At 64.7% G+C, this 19916-nt stretch carries 18 protein-coding genes; 14 read left to right on the top strand and 4 right to left on the bottom strand.

What is annotated here, in order from left to right; genetic code table 11:
* Positions 1-147 precede the first annotated feature (147 nt).
* The 8 genes from AOG28_RS00670 (at position 148) to AOG28_RS00635 (ending at position 7739) form a co-directional block, all read left to right on the top strand.
* The gene (locus AOG28_RS00670) at positions 148-900 is read left to right on the top strand and encodes an electron transfer flavoprotein subunit beta/FixA family protein (protein WP_054554998.1); all 753 of its coding nucleotides are present in this window, start codon (positions 148-150) and stop codon (positions 898-900) included.
* The gene (locus AOG28_RS00665; protein ID WP_054554997.1) at positions 897-1823 is read left to right on the top strand and encodes an electron transfer flavoprotein subunit alpha/FixB family protein; all 927 of its coding nucleotides are present in this window, start codon (positions 897-899) and stop codon (positions 1821-1823) included. The genes AOG28_RS00670 and AOG28_RS00665 overlap by 4 nt, the downstream gene beginning before the upstream one ends.
* A gap of 321 nt (positions 1824-2144) precedes the next feature.
* Positions 2145-3056, top strand: coding sequence for a DUF3450 domain-containing protein (locus tag AOG28_RS00660; protein ID WP_235506905.1), 912 nt, complete (start codon positions 2145-2147; stop codon positions 3054-3056).
* The gene (locus AOG28_RS00655) at positions 3056-4507 is read left to right on the top strand and encodes a MotA/TolQ/ExbB proton channel family protein (RefSeq protein WP_082388108.1); all 1452 of its coding nucleotides are present in this window, start codon (positions 3056-3058) and stop codon (positions 4505-4507) included. The genes AOG28_RS00660 and AOG28_RS00655 overlap by 1 nt, the downstream gene beginning before the upstream one ends.
* Positions 4500-5123 (top strand): MotA/TolQ/ExbB proton channel family protein, encoded by a 624-nt coding sequence (locus AOG28_RS00650; protein ID WP_082388107.1) that lies wholly within the window; start codon positions 4500-4502, stop codon positions 5121-5123. Before AOG28_RS00655 ends, AOG28_RS00650 begins: the two co-directional genes overlap by 8 nt.
* A complete protein-coding gene (locus tag AOG28_RS00645) occupies positions 5116-5514 on the top strand; it encodes an ExbD/TolR family protein (RefSeq protein ID WP_043331884.1) in 399 nt (132 codons plus the stop codon). The genes AOG28_RS00650 and AOG28_RS00645 overlap by 8 nt, the downstream gene beginning before the upstream one ends.
* A 1-nt stretch (position 5515) precedes the next feature.
* Positions 5516-6310, top strand: a complete 795-nt coding sequence (locus tag AOG28_RS00640) for an energy transducer TonB (RefSeq protein ID WP_054554996.1) — start codon at positions 5516-5518, stop codon at positions 6308-6310.
* Positions 6311-6443: 133 nt separating this feature from the next.
* Positions 6444-7739 (top strand): hypothetical protein, encoded by a 1296-nt coding sequence (locus AOG28_RS00635; protein WP_152965300.1) that lies wholly within the window; start codon positions 6444-6446, stop codon positions 7737-7739.
* 137 nt (positions 7740-7876) lie between these two features.
* On the opposite strand, the gene xthA is transcribed toward AOG28_RS00635, so the two are convergent.
* Both xthA and AOG28_RS00625 read right to left on the bottom strand, forming a co-directional pair.
* Positions 7877-8689 carry an exodeoxyribonuclease III gene (xthA, locus tag AOG28_RS00630; RefSeq protein ID WP_054554994.1) on the bottom strand — a complete coding sequence of 271 codons (813 nt, stop codon included), beginning with the start codon at positions 8687-8689 and terminating at the stop codon, positions 7877-7879.
* Positions 8689-8955, bottom strand: a complete 267-nt coding sequence (locus AOG28_RS00625) for a hypothetical protein (protein WP_043331879.1) — start codon at positions 8953-8955, stop codon at positions 8689-8691. Before AOG28_RS00625 ends, xthA begins: the two co-directional genes overlap by 1 nt.
* A gap of 1012 nt (positions 8956-9967) precedes the next feature.
* Between AOG28_RS00625 and AOG28_RS00620 the strand changes: the two genes are divergently transcribed.
* Together AOG28_RS00620 and dinG are read left to right on the top strand one after the other, a co-directional pair.
* Positions 9968-11272 (top strand): DEAD/DEAH box helicase, encoded by a 1305-nt coding sequence (locus AOG28_RS00620; protein WP_054554993.1) that lies wholly within the window; start codon positions 9968-9970, stop codon positions 11270-11272.
* A gap of 217 nt (positions 11273-11489) precedes the next feature.
* On the top strand, positions 11490-13628 hold the full coding sequence (gene dinG, locus AOG28_RS00615) for an ATP-dependent DNA helicase DinG (RefSeq protein ID WP_054554992.1): 2139 nt from the start codon (positions 11490-11492) through the stop codon (positions 13626-13628).
* Positions 13629-13777: 149 nt separating this feature from the next.
* On the opposite strand, the gene AOG28_RS00610 is transcribed toward dinG, so the two are convergent.
* A complete protein-coding gene (locus tag AOG28_RS00610; protein WP_043331875.1) occupies positions 13778-14866 on the bottom strand; it encodes a 3-deoxy-7-phosphoheptulonate synthase in 1089 nt (362 codons plus the stop codon).
* Between the two features lie 533 nt (positions 14867-15399).
* Between AOG28_RS00610 and rpoE the strand changes: the two genes are divergently transcribed.
* The gene (gene rpoE / locus AOG28_RS00605; protein WP_054554991.1) at positions 15400-16002 is read left to right on the top strand and encodes an RNA polymerase sigma factor RpoE; all 603 of its coding nucleotides are present in this window, start codon (positions 15400-15402) and stop codon (positions 16000-16002) included.
* Positions 16003-16369: 367 nt separating this feature from the next.
* Positions 16370-17107 (top strand): sigma-E factor negative regulatory protein, encoded by a 738-nt coding sequence (locus tag AOG28_RS00600; RefSeq protein WP_054554990.1) that lies wholly within the window; start codon positions 16370-16372, stop codon positions 17105-17107.
* A gap of 186 nt (positions 17108-17293) precedes the next feature.
* Here AOG28_RS00600 and AOG28_RS00595 read toward each other — a convergent pair whose 3' ends face one another.
* Positions 17294-17539, bottom strand: a complete 246-nt coding sequence (locus AOG28_RS00595) for a VF530 family DNA-binding protein (protein ID WP_043331871.1) — start codon at positions 17537-17539, stop codon at positions 17294-17296.
* 127 nt (positions 17540-17666) lie between these two features.
* Between AOG28_RS00595 and AOG28_RS00590 the strand changes: the two genes are divergently transcribed.
* Both AOG28_RS00590 and AOG28_RS00585 read left to right on the top strand, forming a co-directional pair.
* On the top strand, positions 17667-18137 hold the full coding sequence (locus tag AOG28_RS00590; RefSeq protein ID WP_054554989.1) for a SoxR reducing system RseC family protein: 471 nt from the start codon (positions 17667-17669) through the stop codon (positions 18135-18137).
* 300 nt (positions 18138-18437) lie between these two features.
* Complete coding sequence (locus AOG28_RS00585; protein WP_054554988.1) at positions 18438-19853, top strand: DegQ family serine endoprotease; 1416 nt, start codon at positions 18438-18440, stop codon at positions 19851-19853.
* The last annotated feature ends 63 nt before the right edge of the window (positions 19854-19916 follow it).

Below are 19916 nucleotides of genomic sequence, written 5' to 3'. Positions count from 1 at the left end.
CATCCGTCGGGTGCCAGCGGATATCGTGGCGAGACACCTGTCATCACGGTCATCTGTGGAAGATATTCACCTATCAAACGCTTGCATGAATCGAGCGCTGGCGGCCTCACGGTCACTGGTACTCCATGAGAAATCAGCGAGGACACCATGAAAGTACTCGTCGCGGTGAAACGCGTCATCGATTACAACGTCAAGATTCGCGTCAAGGCTGACCAGTCTGACGTCGATCTGACCAACGTCAAGATGGCCATGAACCCCTTCTGCGAGATCGCCGTGGAAGAAGCGGTGCGCCTGAAGGAAAAGGGCGTGGCGACCGAAGTCGTGGCCGTCACCATCGGCCCGAAGGCCGCCCAGGAACAGCTGCGTACCGCGCTGGCGCTGGGTGCCGATCGCGCCGTGCAGGTGATGACCGATGACGCTGTCGACTCGCTGGCCGTGGCCAAGCTGCTGGCCAAGGTGGTCGAGGAAGAACAGCCCGGCCTGGTAATTCTCGGCAAGCAGTCCATCGATGCCGACAACAACCAGACTGGCCAGATGCTGGCGGCACTCACCGGCATGGGGCAGGGTACCTTCGCCTCCGAGGTGGTGGTCGATGGCGAGAGCGTCAACGTCACCCGCGAGATCGATGGCGGCCTGCAGACCGTCAAGCTGAACCTGCCGGCGGTGGTCACCACTGACCTGCGCCTCAACGAGCCGCGCTACGCCAAGCTGCCGGACATCATGAAGGCCAAGAAGAAGCCGCTGGACGTCAAGACGCCGGAAGAGCTGGGTGTCTCCACGGCTTCCAAGGTGACGCTGGTCAAGGTCACGCCGCCGGCCGAGCGTCAGGGCGGCATCAAGGTCGGCTCCGTCGATGAGCTGGTGGACAAACTCAAGAACGAAGCAAAGGTGATCTCATGAGCATTCTCGTCATTGCCGATCATCATGATGGCCAGCTGACCAGCAGCACCGCGAGTGTCGTGGCAGCCGCAACCGCCATCGGTGGCGATATCGACGTGCTGGTCGCCGGTGAGGGCGTAGGCGCCGTCGCCGAGCAAGCCGCCAAGCTTGCCGGCATCGCGCGTGTGCGTGTCGCCGACAATGCCGTCTACGCCCATCAGCTGGCCGAGAACCTGTCGGCACTGGTCGTGGCGTTGGCCGATGACTACAGCCATGTGCTGTCCAGCGCCTCCACCACCGCCAAGAACTTCATGCCGCGTGTCGCGGCACTGAAGGACGTGGCGCAGATCTCCGAGATCATCGCCGTCGAGAGCGCCGATACCTTCCAGCGCCCGATCTACGCCGGCAACGCCATCGCCACCGTCAAGAGTGACGATGTGCTCAAGGTCATCACCGTGCGTGCCACCGGCTTCGATCCGGTCGCACTCGACGGACAGGCGGCCATCGAGGCCGTGGACGTGGTCGAGGATGCAGGCGTCTCGAGCTTCGTCGAGGAAACCCTGGCCGAAAGCGAGCGCCCTGAGCTTGGCTCCGCCAAGGTGGTGATCTCCGGTGGCCGCGGCATGGGCAACGGTGAGAACTTCGCGCTGCTCAACGGTATCGCCGACAAGCTGGGCGCCGCCATCGGTGCCTCTCGCGCTGCGGTCGACGCCGGCTTCGTGCCCAACGACATGCAGGTCGGCCAGACCGGCAAGATCGTCGCGCCGGACCTCTACATCGCCGTCGGCATCTCCGGGGCGATCCAGCACCTGGCGGGCATGAAGGACTCCAAGGTCATCGTCGCGATCAACAAGGACGACGAAGCGCCGATCTTCCAGGTCGCGGATTACGGCCTGGTCGGCGATCTGTTCGAGGTACTGCCGGAGCTGGAAGGCAAGCTCTGAGCAAGGCCCTGCAAGGCTGAGGCCGAGACACCGCAAGGTGGCCTGGCCAATCAACGCGACCCGCTTCGGCGGGTCGCGTTTTTTTGTGTCTGCGGGCAAGGGTTGGGGCGAGGGCAGGGGAGAGAGCGTCAGGAGAAAAGTGCAACGCTGCATTGCAGGTTTCAGGGCCTGCTGATGGGGCAGAGCGAGGCAAGATCAATTGATAATTGTTCTTGTTTGTAATACCGTCCATGCCAGTGATTTGCATTTCCACTCGGAAGCCACTAGCGGCCTGGCAGGCGACCGAGGATGCAACCAAGCCTAGTTCTTCAGGAGATGTCCGTGCGGCGTTCGACTTCTTTCCCCTTCCCGTGCGTGCGAGCCCTTGGCGGCCTGCTCCCGGCGCTGGTGCTGCTTGCACCGCTGACAGCCACCGCATTGCCGGCGCATGCCGAGACACTGCGTGACAGTGCCGCCACTCATCAGGAAACCCAGCGTGAGCTGCAGGCGCGCATCGACGCCGCCGATGACGAGACGCGTGCGCTGCTGGTGCGTCTGCGTGAAGCGCGTCAGGAAGCCGCGCGTCTGGAAAGCTATACCGCGGAGCTGACGCCGCTGAATGCTGACCGCGCGGCGCGTATCGAGCGCCAGCGCACGGCGCTGGAGAATCTCGAGGCCACGCGTGAGTCGCTGCCGGGCCTGCTGCGTCAGCAGGTCGAGGAGCTGGCGGACTTCATCGAGCAGGACCTGCCGTTTCTCAAGGACGAGCGTCTCGCGCGCGTCCAGCGTCTGCGTGACAACCTCTCCAATGCCAGCCTGAGCAATGACGAGCGCCTCGATCAGCTACTCAACGCCTGGCAGCAGGAGCTGAGCTACGGTCAGGGCTTCGATACCTGGCGTGCTGGGCTGGTCGGTGGGGAAGACACCGAGGTGCAGTATCTGCGAGTCGGCCGCGTCGGCCTCTATTACCTGACGCTGGATGGTCAGCATGGTGGCGCTTGGCAGGCCAGAAATGGCAGCTGGCAGGTGCTGGATGACAGCGGCCTGGAGGCGCTTCGCAAGGGCATCAGCATGGCGCGTGACCAGCAGGCACCGTCACTGGTGACCCTGCCGCTGTCGGTGCCGGTCGAGGACGTCGAGCTGGCTCCGAAGGGGCGCCTGTCGCAGTCCGCGCTCGAGAGCGCCGATCAGGCTGCCGCGGCAGTCACCAGCACACGTACCACCACTACCCGTACCGCGCAGGAGTCCAGCTGATGGCGACGAATTCACAAGCGCCACGTGTGTCTCTGTCACGCCTGTTGCTGACGGCCGGCACCCTGGGGCTGCTGACGTTGTCGTCTCCCGCCGTGCTGGCGGCGACCGGCAGTGCCGAGCAGTCATTGAGCGTCGAGCAGTTCGAACAGGCCGCCAGTCAGGCCGAAGGCCGCGATCAGGCGCGTCTCGATACCCTGTTGTCGGATCGCGAGGCACTGCAAGCGGCGGTCAGCGAGGCCGAGGCGCGGCGTGACAGCCTGCGCGAGACGCGCGCGACCCTCGAAGCCGAAGCGCAGGAACAACAGGCGACCCTCAGCGGTCTGGACGAAGAGCGTCAGGCCCAGCAGGGCGATCTCGGTCAGGTGTTCGAGGTGGCACGCAAGCATGCACGCGAGACGCGTGAAGCTCTGGCGGGCAACTGGCTGCTGGTCGGCGGCCAGGCGCGTCTGCCCGACCTGGGGCCGCGTGATGAGGTGCCGGGCCGCGAGCGACTCGCCGCCCTGACCGCGGACATCCGCAGCATCGCCACCGAAAGCGGTCGCGCGCTGCGCTTCCAGGCACCGCTGGCCGGGCCGGATGGCAGCATCAAGCCGCGTGAGATCGTGCGCGTCGGCGAGCAGATGGCCTTCAGTGGTCGCCACCTGCTGGCGCCGCTGTCGGAAGACAAGGCCGTGGATGGCCCCTCGGCGCTGGACACCCTCGGCCTTGCGGGCACCACGCCGCTGCGTATTCGCAAGCAGCTGGCGGCCTTCGATGCCGGCGACAGTGATCGTCTGAGCTTCGATCCCACCGGTGGCGATGTCACCCAGGCACTGGCGCGGGCGCCGCGTCTCGGTGAGCGCCTCAAGCAGGGCGGTGCCGTCGGTTATGTCATCGTCGGTCTTGGCGTGCTGGGCCTGATCATCGCGCTGATCCAGCTGGTGCGCCTGTCGCTGACCCGCCGGGCGGTCAAGCGTCAGGAAGCCGACCTGAGCCAGCTCAGTGACGACAACCCGCTGGGCCGTGTGCTGCATCGCTTTGAAGGCATGCGCCACGATCACGAGCCGGAAGCGCTCGAAGCCCGTCTCGACGAGGCGTTGCTGGCCGAGCAGCCCAGACTCGAGCGTGGCCAGGCGCTGGTCAAGCTGCTGGCTGCCATCGCGCCGCTGCTGGGTCTGCTGGGCACCGTGACCGGCATGATCGGCACCTTCCAGTCGATCACCGTCTTCGGTACCGGCGACCCCAAATTGATGGCCGGCGGTATCTCCCAGGCGCTGGTGACCACCGTGCTGGGTCTGGTGACCGCCGTGCCGCTGCTGTTCGCCCAGACCGGACTTTCCAGTCTGTCCAAGGGCCTGATGGGCCGCCTTGAGGGCCGCGCCAGTGCACGTCTGGCCGATCACCTCGAGAAGCGCGCCCCGAGCAAGGCTGCCAGCGCAGCGGCGCGTCAGCGGGATACCGAGCATGCCTGATTCGTTGGCCGCCTCTTCCTTGCTGAGCGGTGGCTTCGCGCCGGTGATGCGGCTGGTGGAAAGCGGTGGCCCGCTGATCGTGGTGATCTGCCTGATCGCCATGGTGCTGTTCGGGCTGGCGCTGGAACGCGGCCTCTACTGGCGGCTCGTGCATCGTCCGGCGCGTCAGCAGTTGATCCACGACTGGGTGGCGCGCAGCGAGCACCACAGCTGGTCGGCGCTCACCCATCGCGAAGTGCTGACCCGTGAGCTGCTGTCACGCCTGCGTGCGCCGCTGCCGTGGCTCAAGCTGCTGGTGCTGATCTGTCCGCTGGCAGGCCTGTTGGGTACCGTGACCGGCATGATCCATGTCTTCGATTCTTTGGCGATCGCCGGCACCGGCCAGGCGCGTGCCATGGCCGATGGTGTGGCACGCGCCACGCTGCCGACGCTGGCCGGCATGGCGGTCGCGGTGGTGGGCCTGATGTTCGTCACGCGCTTCGAGCGTGTGGTGCGTCGTGAAGACCAGCGCCTGCACGACCGTCTGGCGCGCGCCGTCGACGATGCACGTTCCGGCATGTCCGCTGCGAACGGCTTTGATTCCTCCTCTGATACAAGCGAGACACCACATGCGTAGACGTCGCATGGAGGCCGCGGAAGACAGCGGCGAGATCAATCTGACGCCGATGCTGGATGTCGTCTTCATCATGCTGATCTTCTTCATCGTCACCACCAGCTTCGTCAAGGAGTCCGGGGTCGAGATCCAGCGTCCGGAAGCCTCCAACGCCACGGCGCGCCCTGACGCGGCGGTCATGGTCGCCATCACCGCCGAGGGCGCGGTGTGGGTCGACGGCAAGCCGGTGGATGCCCATCGCGTCGGCGACGCCGTGGCCGATCTTGCCGATGGTCAGCCGGTGGTGATCCAGGCCGACAGTCGCTCACAGACCGGCCTGCTGGTCGAGACGATGGATGCGCTGCGCAACGCGGGTGTGCAGGACATCGCGGTCGCCGCCTCGAAGGGCGAATGACATGACGCGACGCCTGTATGCCAATCGACTCGTCGGGCTTGTCGGCGGCGCCTTGCTGGCGCTGGTGCTGTTCTATGCGCTGGCGCTGCTGGTCGCGCCGCCGGTCAATGACACACCGCCGCCGGAGCCGCTGTCGGTCTCCACCGTTCAGGCGCCTGAAGAGGCACCGGCGCCCGCACCGGCGGCGAGTGAAAGTCTGCCCACGCCGCCGGCCGAGCCGCCGCCGCCACCCAAGGCAGCCCCGATGCCGGCGCCCAAGGCGACAAGCCCGGTGGCGATTCCCGAGGTCAAGACGCCATTGCCGCCGACGCCAGAGCTGACCATGGATGACAGCCTGCCGCCGCTGGAAGTCGAGCGTCCGCCCAAACCGACCCCCAAGCCGAAACCGACGCCCAAACCGGCACCCAAGGCCAAGCCGGAACCCAAGGCGGTCGCCAGGCAGGCCGAGGCCGCTTCATCGGCGCAGTCGGCGTCTGATGCGTCATCACAGGCTGCGGCGAAGCCGTCAAAGCCCAAGGCAGCCCCGGCGGCGCAGGGTGGTTCTCCGCGGCCCACCGTGCGCACCGCTCCTGAATATCCGAGTCGCGCGCGTCGCCGCGGCATCGAGGGCTTCGTCGAGGTGGCCTTCGTGATTCGTCCGGATGGCAATGTCGATGGCGGCTCGCTGCGGGTGGTGCGTGCCGAGCCGTCGGGCGTGTTTGACCGGGCGGCGATGAAGGCGATCGCGCGCTGGGAATTCCCGGCCGCGGGCAATGCGCGCCAGGCGCGCCAGCGGCTCGAGTTCCAGTTGCGTTGAGGCAACCCATGACCCCATGGCGCGGGCTTTCATCGGGTGTCTGATGTGTGTCATATGTCGTCATCTCTGATGTCGTGGACTTATCGGCAATGCGCCGGGTCATGGCAGCGGATGAACGCAAGAGGAAAGACTCATGGTAGCGAAATCCACACCGCCGCAGGACGCCGACAGCGCTGAGCGATCGCGAGGCCTGATGGCGCGGGCGCGCCAGCTGCTGACACGCGGTGGGCGCCGACTCACCCGCGTGACGCTGGTCTCGACCTGCCTGATGCTGATGATGGAAGTCGGTGGCATCAGTGCGGCCCATGCGGCGACGCGCGTCTCCGCCGAAGTGGCGGGGCAGTTGCGCACGCTGCAGTCACGGCTGGATGAAGGCGATTATGACGCGGTCGGTGAGCGCGCCGAGCGTGAGGCCAAGCGCCAGCGTGGTGAAGTGCGTGCGCTGTATCTGTCATTGGCGGCCAGTGCGCGAGCGCGCCAGGGCGATCAGGCCCAGGCGGCACGTCTGTATGCAGAGGCGCGTCGCCTGCCGGGCGTCAATGCCTCCCAAGCCCGCGAGTGGCTGCGTCGTGAAGCGATGCTGCGCCTGCGCGCCGGTGAGCGCGACAGTGGTATCGCTCGTCTGGCGGAATATCTGCACGGCGGCTCGGCGAGTGCCGATGATCTGTGGCTGGCGGTCAGTCTGGAAGCCAATCGAGGTGACTGGGCGCGCGCCGAGGACTGGCTGGAGCGTGCCAGCAAGGCGAGTGCGCCGAGTGGTGATCGCCTGAAGCTGGCCGTCAGCGTCTATCAGCAGACCGGCCGCCATGGCGCGGCGGTGGCGCTGGTCGAGCAGGGGCTGGGTGAGTCACGCGACCCGCAGGACTGGCAGCGTGCCGTGGCGCTCTATCAGCGCCTCCATCAGAACACCCGCGCCGCCAGCACCTGGGAAGCGGCGTGGGCGGCGGGGATCGTCAGTGGCAGTGACGCCTACCAGCAGCGAGTCGACCTGCAGCTGGCGGCCGGTGCGCCGGCGCGGGCGGCGGAGCTGATCGAGGCGGGGCTCTCGAAATCCGCGACACCCGAGGGGCAGCCGCTGCTTGACGATACCCCGGCGCTGCGTCGCCAGCTGGCACAGGCCTGGACGGCGGCGCGCGATGTCGAGCATGCGCTCAAGGCGTGGGCAGCCGTCTCGCAGCAGAGCCAGTCACTCGAGGATGCTCGGCAGTATGCCGAGCTTGCCTATGATTGGGGCCGCTGGGAAACGGCGCAGCAGGCGCTGGCCGCGGCCGGTGAGCGTGGCGATGACTCGGCGCGTCATTGGCTGCTCTCCGGCGTGGTCGCCAGTCAGCTGGAGCAGTTCGACCCTGCGCGTGAAGCTTTCAAGAAGGCTCAGGCGCGGGGCGCCGAAGGGGCCGATGCCTGGTTGAAATCCGTCGCGCAGCGCTGATGATGTGAGACGCTGACGATCCAGCGCTGTCTGAGCGTCACTGCAACGAAAACGCCGCCTTTCCTGATCGTCCTGAGACGGGAAAGGCGGCGTTTGAGTGTCTGGCGATCGTGTTCGCGCTGGCGCTGTTCAGCGTATCAGCCGATATCGGTCCACACCGGGGCGTGATCCGACGGCTTTTCCATGCCGCGCAGCGCGTAGTCGACACCGGAATCCTTGATCAGCGGAGTCAGGCCGGGGCTGGTCATGATCAGGTCGATGCGCAGGCCGCGCCTGGGCTCACGCTCGAAGCCGCGCGAGCGGTAGTCGAACCAGCTGAACTGGTCATCGACTTCCGGGTGCACGTGGCGGAAGCTGTCGGTCAGGCCCCAGGCGTAGAGGCGCTCCATCCACTCGCGCTCGATGGGCTGGAAGCTGGTCTTGCCTTCGCGCAGCCAGCGCTTGCGGTTGGGCTCGCCGATGCCGATGTCGCGATCGGTGGCCGAGATGTTGTAGTCGCCCATCACCACCACGTGCTGCTCGGGCTGGTGGTCTTCTTCCAGCAGGCGGAACAGCTGCTGATAGAAGCGCGTCTTGTAGGGGAACTTCACCGGGTGCTCGATATTCTCGCCCTGGGGGAAGTAGCCGTTGTAGACGATCAGCGGCTCGCCGTTCGGGCCGTCGATCTCGACGCCGATCATGCGCTTCTGGGCATCCTCGTCGTCATCCGGCATGCCGTAGTGCACCTTCTTCGGCACCTGACGGGTCAGCATCGCGACGCCGTAGTGGCCCTTCTGGCCGTGCCACACCACGTGATAGCCCAGCGCCTCGATGTGCGCGTGGGGGAATTCACTGTCCTGCACCTTGGTTTCCTGCAGGCCAATGACTTCCGGCTGATGCGTCTCGATCAGCGCTTCCAGCTGATGCGGACGCGCACGGATGCCGTTGATGTTGAAGGAAATCAGGCGCATCACGCTTCGCCTCCACCATCATCCTTGGAGGAGCTGTCTTCCTTGGCCGGCGCATCAGGGTGCAGCGGCAACAGCGGCGCGGCGTTCATGCGTTCCAGCTTGGCGGCAGCTTGGGACTTGCGCTGGTCCTTCTTCTTGGCCACGTAACGCGGGCCGGAATGCACCTGGTCCGGGTTCTCGGCGCGCCACTTCTTGAAGTCCTTGCGGCGGCCGGTACGAATCTGCACCTTGTCGGCGATGGAGCGGCTCTTCTTTCTACGTGTCATCTTCGGGCTTTCCTGTTCGGTGTCGGCAGTCGCCAGCCTTGAGTCGCACGGCAAGGCCGCGGCACGCGGGCAACCGCATCAGTTGTCGGGCATTCTACCAGCCTGCATGGGGCGGGTGCCATGAGGGGCGTCGTGGTGAGAAGCATCGCGTGTCGTGCACGCGAGGATGTCTCGCGCCGAGTGCGTCATGATGCAGGGGCGCGAAGACGCCGGCGGGCTGGTACAATATGTCGGCGTTATCGTCGCTGCCCGCAGGTGAGGTGCGTGACTGGCCGCTTGAATCGGCGCCTTGTGTCTCATGCACGATGGCGGGTCGCCTGCCCCTCGGGGCGCGCTTCCCCTCACGCATGTCAGAGACAACGGCTTTGCCGGACGCGCCAGTCTTGCTGCCATTGCCCGTGCCAGCGACATGCAATATGCAATATATGAGTGTTACCTGAATGACCCTGGCAGGTACGCCGCCCCGGCCCACACAGCAAGACAGATAGACAGACGGGCGGCGGCGAACTGTCCCGTGGCGTGGCCAAGGTTGCCCGGCAGCCTGATGCCCACCCGATGAAGAAGCCCTTTCGACCGACACGCAGTATCGGCCGTCCTTGTGGCGACCCATGAGCCTGTCCGTTGCGTGAGCCCGGCGATGACATGACCGGTGCCACGTGAGCAGACCCTCATGGCAGACGTCCGCTCCAGTCCCTTGCCGAACATTCGGGCAGGGGAGCGCTGGATGCGTGAATCCGTCAAGAACAGGTGAGAGCATTCGTGCCCTTCTGCACCCGAGGCCTGCGTGGCCTCGGAGACGCACACCCAGGGGGTGTTGCCGCAGAAGGGCAGGGGATGGCTCCCAATCCGGTAAAGGCGCATGCAGCCCGAGACTACCGCGCATCAGGCGCGAGTCAGGCGAACCAGGTGAGACGACTGGGCATGACGAACCAACCGGGTGTGGCCTGTCACGGCGAGATTCCGAGAACGACCCGCGCCTGTCGCATATGAACCCTTGAAAAGAACGGATTACATGAGCGAGACGGATCAGACCCAGCCAGCCGCTGAGCAGACTCAGCAAGAGCCGCAGGACCCGAACCAGAAGCCGAGAAAGCCCAAGCGTCGTCGTCGCAAGCCGCGTCGCTCCCAGTCCAAGTGGAACCTCGATCAGTTCCCGGTCGCGCCGGTCGCCGGTCAGTGGCGCTTCCATGATTTCGATCTGCCGCTGCCGCTGATGCGTGCCATCCAGAAGGCCGGTTTTGAATACTGCACCCCGATCCAGGCCCAGACCTTCGAGAAGGCGCTGCTGGGTGGTGACGTAGTCGGTCGTGCCCAGACCGGCAGCGGCAAGACCGCCGCCTTCCTGATCGCCACCCTGGCCTACTTCCTGGAAGAGAAGGCGCCGGAAGGCCAGAAGCCGGGCGCGCCGCGTGCCGTCATTATCGCGCCGACCCGTGAGCTTGCGCTGCAGATCGAGAAGGACGCCAAGGCGTTCTCCGAATTCGCGCGCATCTCGGTGGCCTGCGTGGTGGGTGGCATGGACTACCAGAAGCAGCGTGAACGCCTCGAGCGCAAGGTCGACCTGCTGGTCGCAACGCCAGGCCGCCTGCTCGACTTCCACACCAAGCGTGATGTCGATCTCTCCGAGACCGAGGTGCTGGTGGTCGACGAAGCGGACCGCATGCTGTCGATGGGCTTCATTCCCGACGTCAAGCGCATCATCCGCGCCACACCGCGCCCGGAAGAGCGCCAGACGCTGCTGTTCTCCGCCGAGCTGTCTTCCGACGTGCTGGGGCTGGCCGAGCAGTGGACGCATGAGGCGACTCAGGTCGCGGTCGAGCACGACGCGACGGCTGCCATCGCGGCGGACAACGACGCCGTGCAGACCTACACCGTGAGCGATGATGACAAGCTGCGTCTGTTGATCAATCTGGTGAAGCAGGGCGAGATGGAGCGCTCCGTGGTCTTCGGCAACAGCCGTGGGCTGGTGCGCAAGATCAACGCCGTGCTCAAGGAAGCCGGTATCGAATCGGCAGTGATGTCCGGTGCCGAGACCCAGACCGAGCGCCTGGAAGCCCATGAGGCCTTCCGCAACGGCAAGCTCAAGGTGCTGGTGGTCAGCGATGTCGCCGGGCGTGGCTTCGCACTCGAAGACGCGACCCATGCGATCAACTTCACGCTGCCGGAAGTGCCGGAAGACTACGTCCACCGTGCAAGCTTCAGCGATGTGACCTTGATCAGCTTCGTCGGTGAGGAAGATGTTTTCTCGCTGCCGGAAATCGAAGACTACCTGCAGGAAACGCTGCCGCGTCAGCAGCCGCCCCAGGGCCTGCTGTAACGTCTGCTTGCCTCCGGCCGGACGCGATAGAGTGGCCGGCCGCGCAGGGCAGTCGAGGTAGATGGCAGTAGCACGCAAAGACGGCGGACAGCTCAGGCTGTTCGCCGTCTTGCGCTCCATGACCCGCAGGTTTGACGACAAGCAGCCAGTTGCCAGTTGTTGTCGACCGGATGTCGTGGGTCAGGGGTGGATGGCCAGTTGAGGAGAGAGACACGCAATGCTGGAAGATAGCCTCAAGGGCGAGATTCAGGGCGCCTATCGCAAGTTGCTCGAGGGTCTTGAGCTGACGCCGCGCTACGGGCAGCGGCTGATGATCGCCGAGATCGCGCGCACCCTGGGTAACATCGAGCAGAATCCGGAAGGCTATCGCCTCGGCAACGAGCATGTCTGCGTGCTGGAGGCCGGTACCGGCACCGGCAAGACGCTGGCCTATCTGCTCTCCGCGCTGCCGGTGGCCAAGGCGCGCGGCAAGCGGCTGGTGGTCTCGACCGCGACCATCGCGCTGCAGGAGCAGGTCATGCATCAGGACCTGCCGGCGCTCAAGAAGCATTCGGGGCTGAGCTTCGACTATGCGCTGGCCAAGGGCCGTCGCCGTTACCTGTGCGTGCAGAAGCTGGATCAGGCGCTGGAAGGTGTCGAGGACAACCCGACCATGGCGCTGTTCGAGCGCGACATGATCGCCAGCGACGGCGGCAGCTTCGTGGAGCTGGCCGGCAAGATGGCCGAGGACTATGCCAGCGGCGAATGGGCAGGGGACCGCGACAGCTGGCCGCTGCAGGTCGAGGACCGCGACTGGGCGCGGCTGACCACGGATCACCGTCAGTGCACCAATCGCCGCTGCAGCCACTTCTCGGCGTGTGCCTTCTTCCGTGCCCGTCGTCAGCTGGAGCAGGCCGACATCATCGTCGCCAACCATGACCTGGTGCTCGCGGATCTCTCGCTGGGCGGCGGGTTGGTGCTGCCATCGCCCAGTGACTGCATCTACGTCTTCGACGAGGCGCACCATCTGCCTGACAAGGCGCTGGATCACTTCCATCACCGCACGCCGATCAATCAGACGCTGCGCTGGCTGGGCAATCTCAAGAAGTCGCTCACCGAGCTGAATGCGGCGTTGGGCAGCCAGCCGACCATCGGCCGCCTGCTGGCGCGCATGCCCGAGTTGCTGGCGGATATCGAGCCGCGTCTGGGCGAGGTGTTCGGGCTGGGGCATCAGCTGGCGGATCTTCCCAATGGGGCCGGCGAGGACGTCACCAATCATCGCTTCGAGCGCGGACAGGCACCGGAGGCGCTCAAGGATCTGGGCCACAACCTGCTCAAGGGCTTCGCGGAGCTGTCGCGGGCGCTGGAGCAGATCGCCGACATCCTGCGTGAGAGCCTGGATCCGGAGAAGGCAACCGGCCTGCCCAAGGAGAATGCCGAGGACTGGCTGCCGCTGGTGGCCCTGCTGCACGGGCGTGCGTTGGAAGCCCATGCGCTGTGGGAGGCCATCGGCCTGAGCGACCCTGCCGATGGGCCGCCGCATGCGCGCTGGCTGACCTTCGAGCGCTTCAATGGCGAGCCGGAGATGACCGTCTCGGCAAGTCCGGTGTCGGCCGCGGAAACGCTGGCGCGCCATCTGTGGGGCGCCTGTTTCGGCGCGGTGCTGACGTCGGCGACCCTGACGGCGCTCAATCGCTTCGAGCGCCTGCAGGAGCGCGCAGGCCTGGCCAATCGCTATCGCTATCAGCGTCTGCCCAGCCCGTTCGATTATGGCAAGGCGGTGCTGGTCATCCCGCGCGAGGCGGTGGAGCCGTCGCCGCCCGGCCCGCATGAGCAGGCGATCGTCGACTTCGTCAATGCGCTGGATGTGCGCGAGGCGGTGCTGGTGCTGTTCAGTTCGCGCAAGCAGCTGGCGGCGGTCAACAAGGCGCTGGACAGCGAGACCCGCAAGCGGGTGCTGGCGCAGAGTCGTCTGCCCAAGCATGAGCTGCTCAGTCAGCACCGCAAGGCGGTGGATGGCGGGCGCGGCAGCATCATCTTCGGGCTGGCGAGCTTCGCCGAGGGCATCGACTTGCCCGGCAAGTATCTGACCCACGTGGTGATCACGCGGCTGCCGTTCGCGGTGCCGGATGACCCGGTCGGTGCGACGCTGGCGGAGTGGATCGAATCGCGGGGCGGCAACCCGTTCATGCGTATCGCGGTGCCGGATGTCTCCATCAAGCTGGTGCAGGCCTGTGGGCGCCTGATCCGCAAGGAAGCCGATGAAGGACGTATCACGATTCTGGATCGACGCATCCTGACCAAGCGTTACGGCCAGCAGTTGATCGAGGCATTGCCGCCCTTCGTGCGCGAGATCGATGGCGTGCGCCAGAACTGATGGGTCAGGGCTGAACGGTCAGGGCTGAACGGTCAGAGCTGGCCCGTCAGCTGCCGACCCAGCAGCCACAAAAAAGCCCCGCCAATCGGCGGGGCTTTTTCCTTCATCCAATGCTGTCGGCCTAAAACCACTGACCTCAGGCTTCTGGCTCAGGCTTCGGCAGGCTGCTCGAGGCGGGCGCGCAGCGCGTCCTTGAGCTTGGCGTCCATGGTCTTGAAGGTGTCTTCGGTGGTGGCCCAGTCGATGCAGGCATCGGTGATGGAGACGCCGTATTCCATCTTGCTGCGGTCGGCATTGATCTTCTGCGCGCCCCAGTTGATGTGCGACTCGACCATCAAACCCATGATGGAGCGATTGCCCTCGAGAATCTGCTGGGTGACGTTCTCCAGCACCAGCGGCTGCAGGCCCGGGTCCTTGTTGGAGTTGGCGTGGGAGCAGTCGACCATCAGGTTGGCGGTGACGCCGGCCTTGGCCAGTTCCTGCTCGGCCAGCGCGACGCTGACGCTGTCGTAGTTCGGCTTGCCGTTGCCGCCACGCAGCACGACATGGCCGTAGGCGTTGCCACGCGTGCGGATGATCGCGACCTGACCGGCCTGGTTGATGCCCAGGAAGTTGTGGCCGTGGGATACGGACTGCAGGGCATTGACGGCGACATCCAGCGAGCCGTCGGTACCGTTCTTGAAGCCGACCGGGCACGACAGGCCAGAGGCCATCTCGCGGTGGGTCTGGGATTCGGTGGTGCGGGCGCCGATGGCAGACCAGCTGATGCAGTCCTGCAGGTACTGCGGGGAGATCGGGTCGAGGGCTTCGGTGGCCAGTGGCAGGCCCATCTCGGCCAGTTCGACCAGCAGGCCGCGCGCGATGTGCAGGCCTTCCTCGATCTCGAAGGTGTCATTGAGGTGCGGGTCGTTGATCAGGCCTTTCCAGCCGACGGTGGTGCGCGGCTTCTCGAAGTAGACGCGCATCACGATGTAGAGGCTGTCCTTCACTTCCTCGGCCAGCACCTTCAGGCGGCGCGCGTAGTCACGGGCGGCGTCCAGGTCATGGATGGAGCAGGGGCCGACCACGACCAGCAGGCGCGGGTCTTCACCGTCCAGAATGCGCTGGATGGTGCGACGGCCTTCGATGACGGTCTCTTCGGCCTTGGCGGTCAGCGGGATGTCCTGTTTGAGCGCTTCGGGGGTGATCAGCACGTCCTGTGACAGGACGTTGAGGTTGTTGACGTGTTGTTCTGACATGACAGTGTCCTGAGCGGTGTGCGGTCTGCATGGCTGCTAGCAGAGTCAGACGGGCGTCTTCGCGCCCGCCATCCGTGTTGTGCGTACTGAATGACGTCCATGGTATCTGCTGCATGCCGGATTGTCAGCGCCCTTGGGTCAAATTTAATCAACTGTCAAGCTGGCTGGCGCTGACTTGAGGCTCGTGTGAATCAAGATGAGCGTAAATCGTAAAGAAATCGTTACGCTTTGGCGTGTCAGCGTCGCCAAACGCTGTCATGGCGGGAGTAAACACGCAAAACCTGAGGCTTTGACGGCATGGCGTCTTGCCGTACAAATGATAAACAGGAACACTGTGCGTTGATTTTGGTCGCGTCAGCGGGCCGTCGGGCGCTTTTTCGCCCCGCGCCAGGCATCGCATCCATCACAACGAATATCAAAGGGGCCGGATAACGCATGCGCGAGTCGCAATTCCTGTCAGGTGCTGATGCCCCGGGGATTCCTGATGTGGAGTCCGCAAGCGGTGCCTCCACTCCCGCGGAGGGAGCGAGTGAATGAGTGTCAATGAAACGGACCAGCAGTTGGTCGCGCGCGCCCAGAAAGGGGATAACCGCGCCTTCGATCTGCTGGTCAGGAAATATCAGCACAAGATTCTCGGCCTGATCAGCCGTTACGTACACGATCATTCAGAAGTGCAGGATGTCGCCCAGGAAGCCTTCATCAAGGCCTATCGTGCGTTGCCCAACTTCCGGGCCGAGAGCGCCTTCTATACCTGGATGTACCGCATCGCCATCAACACGGCCAAGAATCATCTGGTCTCGCGGGGCCGTCGTCCGCCGGGCACCGACATGGATATCGGCGATGCCGAGGTGGTCGATCAGTCCGGTCGCCTGTCGGACATCGAGACGCCGGAAGCCGCCATGGCGCGCGATGAGCTGGAGAAGGTCGTCTTCGAGGCCATCGAGAAGCTGCCTGAAGATCTGCGCACCGCCATCACGCTGCGCGAATTCGATGGCCTGTCCTATGAGGATATCGCCGAGGTGATGCAGTGCCCGGTGGGCACGGTGCGTTCGCGTATCTTCCGTGCACGTGAAGCGGTCGACAAGGCGATCCAGGGGCTGGTCAGCCCCGCCTCGGCGGTGTCTGCCGTCGAGTGACGTCGCTGTTCTGCGTCGCCCCTGTGAGAGAAGAGCCACAAAAATTTTGTTGGTTAAATTCAATCAACTCAGTGGCTTGGCGAAATCTTGCAGCTAAAGTGAATGTTTTCTGAACGAATGGCGGAACAATCCGTGCGGCGCGTGTTCTTACTGTTCAGTAGTCATGTAGCTCAGCGACTGCGTGCATGAGCGCTGGAAAGTTGAGTGGTGAGGGGCAGGGCACGAAAGCCCCTCTTCCACGGCGCAGTAACGCTGTTTGCCGTTGGCCCGCTCGGGCCATCAGCCGCCATGGTGAATGACGCCATTTGTTGCCAGGAGTGCAGATTGAAGTCGTCGTTCAATCTGACGAGTGTGAGGGTATTTACGCATGAATCTGAAGACCACCGAATCCGTGAAGGAGTCGCTGTCCGCGCTGATGGATGCGGAGGGTGACGAGCTGGATCTGCGTCGTGTCCTCAAGGGGCTCGATGAGTCTCCTGAGGCTGCAGACACCTGGCGCCGCTATCACCTGGCGCGCAGTGCCATGCATCGTGAGCGTGAAAGCACCTTCACTCTGGATATCGCGTCGGCGGTCAGCGCCGAGGTCGAGCTGATCTCCCGCGAGGCTCCCGTGAGTGCACCGCCCGTGGCCGAGCGCCGCAGCCTGTTCTCCTTTGCCGGCTCCGCGGCCATCGCGGCAGGCGTCGCGGTGATGGTGATCACCGGCGTGCAGGTCTTCAATGGCGGTGACAATGGGGTGCCCGGCGGCGTGAACAGCGGTGCAGAGCTTGCCAGCGGCTCTTCCGTCAACCAGGGCGGTTCAGCCATCCAGGGTGGCACCGTGCGTCAGGTCAGCCAGCCGTCGGTGAATGCCGAGGCGTCTCAGTGGGTACAGCCCGGCGCCAACAGCGGCTTGATGCAGGTCGGTGTGACGCCCTCCAGCTCGCGTCCGATGTTCATGGCACCGCAGAATGGCAGCTACGATTCCGGCATGTCGTCCAGCAATGTCGCCGCGGCGGATCTCGCCCAGCGGCGTCTGCTCGAGGCCTACCTGAGCCAGCATTCCTCGCGTGGTCCGGTGCCGGAGCGCAGTGAGTGGATCAGCCTTCAGGATGTTGCCCAGTAACATTTTCTGGATGACTGGCTTGCGCTGGCGTCATTGCCAAGGCAGATGAAAGCAGCATGGATGGACAACAAAAAAGGGGCAGCCATTGGCTGCCCCTTTTTTGTTGTCTGTATATCCTGGTTGCGCCCACATGGTCTGGTCGCGTCCGGCCAGCGTCGTCAATTGCCGGCGTGACCACGCTCGGCCTCAGTCATGCAGATAGCGATCTGCCGTCTGGATGTAGAGTGCCTCGACCTTGGCGCGCGCCCAGGGCGTGCGGCGCAGGAACTTGAGGCTCGAGTTGATGCTCGGGTCGCTGAGGAAGCAGTTGATGGGAATCAGCTCGCCCAGGGTCTCGAAGCCGTAGTGGTCCACCAGCCAGGTCAGCAGTGCCTTGAGGGTGACGCCGTGCAGCGGGTCCAGGCGGGAAGTGGATGGGGGTGCGTCGCTCATGCGGGCTCCTGTTGATGGTATCGTGGGCGCTTGTCGGGCCTGAGGCGCGTGAAGTGCCGCCGTGAATGACGCTATTCTACGCGTATGTGTCGCCAGTGCGCGGCGAGTTTTTGCAGGAGTCAGCAAGATGATGCAGGAAGAGGGGCAGGTCACGGGGCATGGCAAGGAAGGCGTCTGGGTCGAGACCCAGCGTCGCTCCACCTGTGGTGCCTGCAATGCGCGCAGTAGCTGTGGCAGCGGTCTGTTGAGCCAGTTTTCCCGTCGCAAGCCGCATCGCGTGTTGATCCATGTGCCGGCAGGCGAAGACTTGCCGATGGTGGGCGAGCGGGTGGTGATCGGCATCGATGAGTCGGCGTTTCTGCGCAGTGCGGGTCTGCTGTATGGCCTGCCGTTGGTCAGCGGCATGCTGGGTGGCATCGTGGCCGAGCAGCTGGCGGGCGCTGGCACCCTGGCGGTGCCGTTGGGCTTCGCACTCTCGTTGGCGGCGGGCCTGATGGTCGTGCGCTGGCATGCCGCGCGCCCTGAGCGGCAGGCACTCTATCGGCCGCGCTTGATGCGTCGTCTCGGCATGGACGCGATGGCGATCAAGGCGTTGTAGTCGTCGTGCTCAAGTGATGACGTGCTCAAGTGATAGCGGTAGTCGACTCTCTCGGCAGATCGGGGGGTGACTTGCGTAGTCGGCAGGTGGCGTCGTCAGTCTGCATCGGGCTGGCATCGGCACCTGTCGGATGTTGGCGACGCATGGTTGCGTCCAGCGCGGCACCAATCGCTGAACTTCAACGACGCTTCGACGTCAATGAGAAGGACGCCGCCAGCGATGTGACGCTGCCATCGTCAGTAGTTGCGTGATTGCACGCCTGATAACAAGTGATGACAGGACGTACCAGGAGCCGCACTGATGAAATCCTTTTCCCGCCTGATGGTACCTGCCTTGGCCATGGCTGCCCTGATGGGCTCCCAGCTGGTTCAGGCTCGTGAATTGCCCGACTTCACCCAGCTGGTCAAGGACTCGGCGCCCGCGGTGGTCAATATCGCGACCACCACCGAGATCCAGCGCAGCTCGGGGCCGGTGTTCCGTGGGCCCAATGGCGAAGAGATGCCCGAATTCTTCAAGCGCTTCTTCGGTGATCAGCTGCCTGGTCCGGGCCGTGGGGGCGTCGAGAAGCGCTCCAGTCTCGGGTCTGGCTTCATCATCTCCGATGATGGCTACATCATGACCAATGCCCATGTCATCGACGGTGCCGATGAGGTGATGGTGCGCCTCAACGACCGTCGCGAACTCAAGGCGCAGGTGGTCGGTGAGGACAAGAAGACCGATATCGCGCTGCTCAAGGTCAAGGCGGAAGACCTGCCGACCTTGCCGATGGGCGACAGTGATGCGCTGGAAGTCGGCGAATGGGTGGCCGCGATCGGCTCACCGTTCGGCTTCGATCATTCCGTCACCGCCGGTATCGTCAGCGCCATCGATCGCACCCTGCCGTCGGACGCCTATGTGCCGTTCATCCAGACCGATGTGGCGATCAATCCGGGCAACTCCGGTGGGCCGCTGTTCGATCTCGATGGCGATGTGGTGGGCATCAACTCCCAGATCTATACCCGCTCCGGCGGCTTCATGGGCGTGAGCTTCGCGATTCCGATCAATGTGGCGATGGATGTCGCTGACAAGCTCAAGACCGATGGGCGCGTGGATCGCGGCTGGCTGGGCGTCGTCATTCAGCCGGTCTCCAAGGACCTGGCCGAATCCTTCGGGCTGGACCGTGCGCGCGGTGCGCTGATCGCCGATCTTGATCCGGACGGCCCTGCTGCTGCCGCTGGCCTCAAGAGCGGTGACATCATCACCGCCGTCGATGGCAAGGCGGTCGAGAGCTCGGCGTACCTGCCGCGCATGGTCGGTGCCAGCTCGCCGGGCGATTCGCTCAAGCTCTCCATCCTGCGCGATGGCAAGAGCCAGACGCTGACCGCCAAGGTCGGCCATTGGCCGGGCAGTGAGCAGGTGCATGCCGGCAAGGCCAGTGACGACAAGCAGGGGCTGGGTGTCGCGGTGGCAGAGCTCGACAAGGCCAGCTTGAACGAGCTCAACCTCGATCACGGGGTGCGCGTGATGGAAGTCGACCCGCAGGGCGTGGCTGCCGAGGCAGGCATCAGCGCTGGCGATGTGCTGGTCGAACTCAATCAGCAGCCGTTGACCAGCGTGCAGGCGCTGCGCGATGTGGTCGCCAAGCTGCCGACCAACCGTCCGGTCTCGCTGCGCCTGGTGCGCAATGGTCGCCCGCTGTACATCGCACTGCGCATGCGTGCCGACAGCGACAAGTGATCCCGCCAGCGCCTGACGCAAGCGTCAAGAACTTGGGCGACGAGCGCGCAGGCAACAGAAGGT

Source organism: Cobetia sp. UCD-24C (assembly GCF_001306765.1).
GTDB classification, from domain to species: Bacteria; Pseudomonadota; Gammaproteobacteria; order Pseudomonadales; family Halomonadaceae; genus Cobetia; species Cobetia amphilecti.
The sequence above is the reverse complement of the archived record's forward strand: the minus strand, read 5'-3'. Positions and strand labels throughout refer to the sequence as shown.

Coding starts and splice junctions, on each gene's coding strand:
- AOG28_RS00655 (WP_082388108.1), top strand. CDS start 3,056: ATGGCGACGAATTCACAAGCGCCACGTGTGTCTCTGTCACGCCTGTTG.
- rpoE (WP_054554991.1), top strand. CDS start 15,400: ATGAGTGTCAATGAAACGGACCAGCAGTTGGTCGCGCGCGCCCAGAAA.
- AOG28_RS00670 (WP_054554998.1), top strand. CDS start 148: ATGAAAGTACTCGTCGCGGTGAAACGCGTCATCGATTACAACGTCAAG.
- AOG28_RS00640 (WP_054554996.1), top strand. CDS start 5,516: ATGACGCGACGCCTGTATGCCAATCGACTCGTCGGGCTTGTCGGCGGC.
- AOG28_RS00600 (WP_054554990.1), top strand. CDS start 16,370: ATGAATCTGAAGACCACCGAATCCGTGAAGGAGTCGCTGTCCGCGCTG.
- xthA (WP_054554994.1), bottom strand. CDS start 8,689: ATGCGCCTGATTTCCTTCAACATCAACGGCATCCGTGCGCGTCCGCAT.
- AOG28_RS00620 (WP_054554993.1), top strand. CDS start 9,968: ATGAGCGAGACGGATCAGACCCAGCCAGCCGCTGAGCAGACTCAGCAA.
- AOG28_RS00610 (WP_043331875.1), bottom strand. CDS start 14,866: ATGTCAGAACAACACGTCAACAACCTCAACGTCCTGTCACAGGACGTG.
- AOG28_RS00595 (WP_043331871.1), bottom strand. CDS start 17,539: ATGAGCGACGCACCCCCATCCACTTCCCGCCTGGACCCGCTGCACGGC.
- dinG (WP_054554992.1), top strand. CDS start 11,490: ATGCTGGAAGATAGCCTCAAGGGCGAGATTCAGGGCGCCTATCGCAAG.
- AOG28_RS00665 (WP_054554997.1), top strand. CDS start 897: ATGAGCATTCTCGTCATTGCCGATCATCATGATGGCCAGCTGACCAGC.
- AOG28_RS00650 (WP_082388107.1), top strand. CDS start 4,500: ATGCCTGATTCGTTGGCCGCCTCTTCCTTGCTGAGCGGTGGCTTCGCG.
- AOG28_RS00645 (WP_043331884.1), top strand. CDS start 5,116: ATGCGTAGACGTCGCATGGAGGCCGCGGAAGACAGCGGCGAGATCAAT.
- AOG28_RS00625 (WP_043331879.1), bottom strand. CDS start 8,955: ATGACACGTAGAAAGAAGAGCCGCTCCATCGCCGACAAGGTGCAGATT.
- AOG28_RS00585 (WP_054554988.1), top strand. CDS start 18,438: ATGAAATCCTTTTCCCGCCTGATGGTACCTGCCTTGGCCATGGCTGCC.
- AOG28_RS00590 (WP_054554989.1), top strand. CDS start 17,667: ATGATGCAGGAAGAGGGGCAGGTCACGGGGCATGGCAAGGAAGGCGTC.
- AOG28_RS00635 (WP_152965300.1), top strand. CDS start 6,444: ATGGTAGCGAAATCCACACCGCCGCAGGACGCCGACAGCGCTGAGCGA.